Source organism: Streptomyces sp. NPDC001056 (assembly GCF_053598955.1).
In genome coordinates, this window is record NZ_JBSFLI010000081.1 from 1 (window position 1) to 3,329 (window position 3,329).

Genomic DNA, 3,329 nt, shown 5'->3' on the forward strand with positions numbered 1-3,329 from the left:
GGCTCGACGGTCTACGTCACGAACTCCGGTGACGGCACGGTCAGCGTGATCGACACCGGCACCCAGACGGTCACCAACACCATCACCGTCGGCAGCTCGCCCTTCGGTGTGGCGGTCACTCCGGACGGTTCCCAGGTCTATGTGGCGAACAACGGTGACGGCACGGTCAGCGTGATCGACACCGCCACCGAGACGGTCACCAACACCATCACCGTCGGCAGTGCGCCCGTGGGAGTCGCCGTCTCGCCCGACGGAACTCACGTCTATGTGACGAACAACAGCGACAACACGGTCAGCGTGATCAACGCGGCCGGTCAGACCGTGATCGGTTCCATCGGTGTCGGCAGCGCGCCGTTCGGCATCGCGATCACCCCGGACGGGACCGCGGCCTACGTCGTGAACAACGGCGACGCGACCGTCAGCATCACCGCCACCGCTCCCTTCCCCACCACCACCGTCCTGACCTCCGCGCCCGATCCCTCCGTCTTCGGCGAGGCGAAGACCCTCACGGCGACGGTCGCCCCCGCGCCGCCCGTCACCGGTACGCCGACCGGTACGGTCGATTTCTTCGACGGTGCGACGCTGCTGGGTACGGGCACCCTCGTCGGCGGCACCGCCACCCTCACCACGTCCGCTCTCGCGGTCGGGTCGCATTCCCTGACGGCGGTCTACAGCGGGGACACGGAGTTCACGGGTTCGACGTCCCCGGTGGACACCCAGACGGTGACCCAGGCGGCGACGACCACCGGTCTCACCTCGGCGCCCGATCCTTCTGTCTTCGGTGAGGCGAAGACGCTGACGGCGACGGTGACCGTCGTGCCGCCGGGAGCGGGCACCCCCACGGGTACGGTCGATTTCTTCGACGGCGCCACGCTGCTGGGTACCGGGACGCTGAGCGGCGGTACGGCCACCTTCACGACGTCGGCCCTCGGGGTCGGGTCGCACTCCCTCACCGCCGTCTACAGCGGGGACACCGACTTCAGCGGGTCGACGTCTCCGGTGGATGTCCAGACGGTGACGCAGGCGGCGACGACGACCGGTCTTACGTCGGCGCCCGATCCTTCTGTCTTCGGTGAGGCGAAGACGCTCACGGCCACCGTCACCGCCGTACCACCTGGCGCCGGCACGCCGACGGGTACGGTCGATTTCTTCGACGGTGCGACGCTGCTGGGTACGGGCACCCTCGTGGGCGGTACGGCCACCTTCACCACGTCCGCTCTCGGGGTCGGGTCGCACTCCCTCACCGCCGTCTACAGCGGGGACACCGACTTCACCGGGTCCACCTCGCCCGTGGATGTCCAGACGGTGACGCAGGCGGCGACGACGACCGGTCTTACGTCGGCGCCCGATCCTTCTGTCTTCGGTGAGGCGAAGACGCTCACGGCCACCGTCACCGCCGTACCACCTGGCGCCGGTACGCCGACGGGTACGGTCGATTTCTTCGACGGTGCGACGCTGCTGGGTACGGGCACCCTCGTCGGCGGTACCGCCACCTTCACGACGTCCGCTCTCGCGGTCGGGTCGCATTCCCTGACGGCTGTCTACAGCGGGGACACGGAGTTCACGGGTTCGACGTCCCCGGTGGACACCCAGACGGTGACCCAGGCGGCGACGACCACCGGTCTCACCTCGGCGCCCGATCCTTCTGTCTTCGGTGAGGCGAAGACACTGACGGCGACGGTCACCGCCGTACCGCCGGGAGCCGGCATCCCCACCGGCACCGTCGACTTCTTCGACGGCGCCACCCTCATCGGCACCAGCACCCTCGTCGGCGGTACCGCCACCTTCACCACGTCCGCTCTCGCGGTCGGGTCGCACTCCCTGACGGCTGTCTACAGCGGGGACACCGACTTCAGCGGTTCGACGTCTCCGGCGGATGTCCAGACGGTCACCCAGGCGGCGACGACCACCGGTCTCACCTCGGCGCCCGATCCTTCTGTCTTCGGTGAGGCGAAGACGCTGACGGCGACGGTGACTGCGGTGCCGCCGGGTTCTGGTACGCCGACGGGTACGGTCGATTTCTTCGACGGTGCGACGTTACTGGGTACGGGCACCCTCGTCGGCGGCACCGCCACCCTCACCACGTCGGCCCTCGGGGTCGGGTCGCATTCCCTGACGGCTGTCTACAGCGGGGACGCGGAGTTCACGGGTTCGACGTCTCCGGTGGATGTCCAGACGGTGACGCAGGCGGCGACGACCACCGGTCTCACCTCGGCGCCCGATCCTTCCGTCTTCGGTGAGGCGAAGACGCTGACGGCGACGGTCACCGCCGTGCCGCCAGGTTCGGGTACGCCGACCGGTACGGTCGATTTCTTCGACGGCGCCACTCTCCTGGGTACCGGGACGCTGATCGCGGGAACGGCGACGCTCACGACGTCCAGCCTCGCGGTCGGGTCGCATTCCCTGACGGCTGTCTACAGCGGGGACGCGGAGTTCACGGGTTCGGCGTCTCCGGCGGATGTCCAGACGGTGACGCAGGCGGCGACGACGACCGGTCTTACGTCGGCGCCCGATCCTTCTGTCTTCGGTGAGGCGAAGACGCTCACGGCCACCGTCGCCGCTGTGCCGCCGGGTTCTGGTACGCCGACGGGCACGGTCGATTTCTTCGACGGTGCGACGCTGCTGGGTACGGGCACGCTCGTGGGCGGTACCGCCACCTTCACCACGTCGGCCCTCGGGGTCGGGTCGCATTCCCTGACGGCTGTCTACAGCGGGGACACCGACTTCAGCGGGTCGGCGTCTCCGGCGGATGTTCAGACGGTGACGCAGGCGGCGACGACGACCGGTCTCACCTCCGCGCCCGATCCTTCCGTCTTCGGTGAGGCGAAGACGCTGACGGCGACGGTGACCGTCGTGCCGCCGGGTGCGGGCACCCCCACGGGTACGGTCGATTTCTTCGACGGCGCCACGCTGCTGGGTACGGGCACGCTCGTGGGCGGTACGGCCACCTTCACCACGTCCGCTCTCGGGGTCGGGTCGCATTCCCTGACGGCTGTCTACAGCGGGGACACCGACTTCAGCGGGTCGGCGTCTCCGGCGGATGTTCAGACGGTGACGCAGGCGGCGACGACGACCGGTCTTACGTCGGCGCCCGATCCTTCTGTGTTCGGTGAGGCGAAGACGCTGACGGCGACGGTGACTGCGGTGCCGCCGGGTTCGGGTACGCCGACGGGGACGGTCGATTTCTTCGACGGCGCCACCCTTCTCGGCACCGGCACCCTCGTGGGCGGTACGGCCACCTTCACCACGTCCGCTCTCGGGGTCGGGTCGCATTCCCTGACGGCTGTCTACAGCGGGGACACCGACTTCACCGGGTCCACCTCGCCCGT

The 3,329-nt window shown here is 69.1% G+C and carries 1 protein-coding gene; it reads left to right on the forward strand.

Annotation, left to right across the window (positions count from 1 at the left end; genetic code table 11):
- Nucleotides 1-3,329 (forward strand): Ig-like domain repeat protein (locus ACWDD7_RS37430; protein WP_450460685.1); only part of this gene is annotated, 3,329 nt, incomplete at both ends.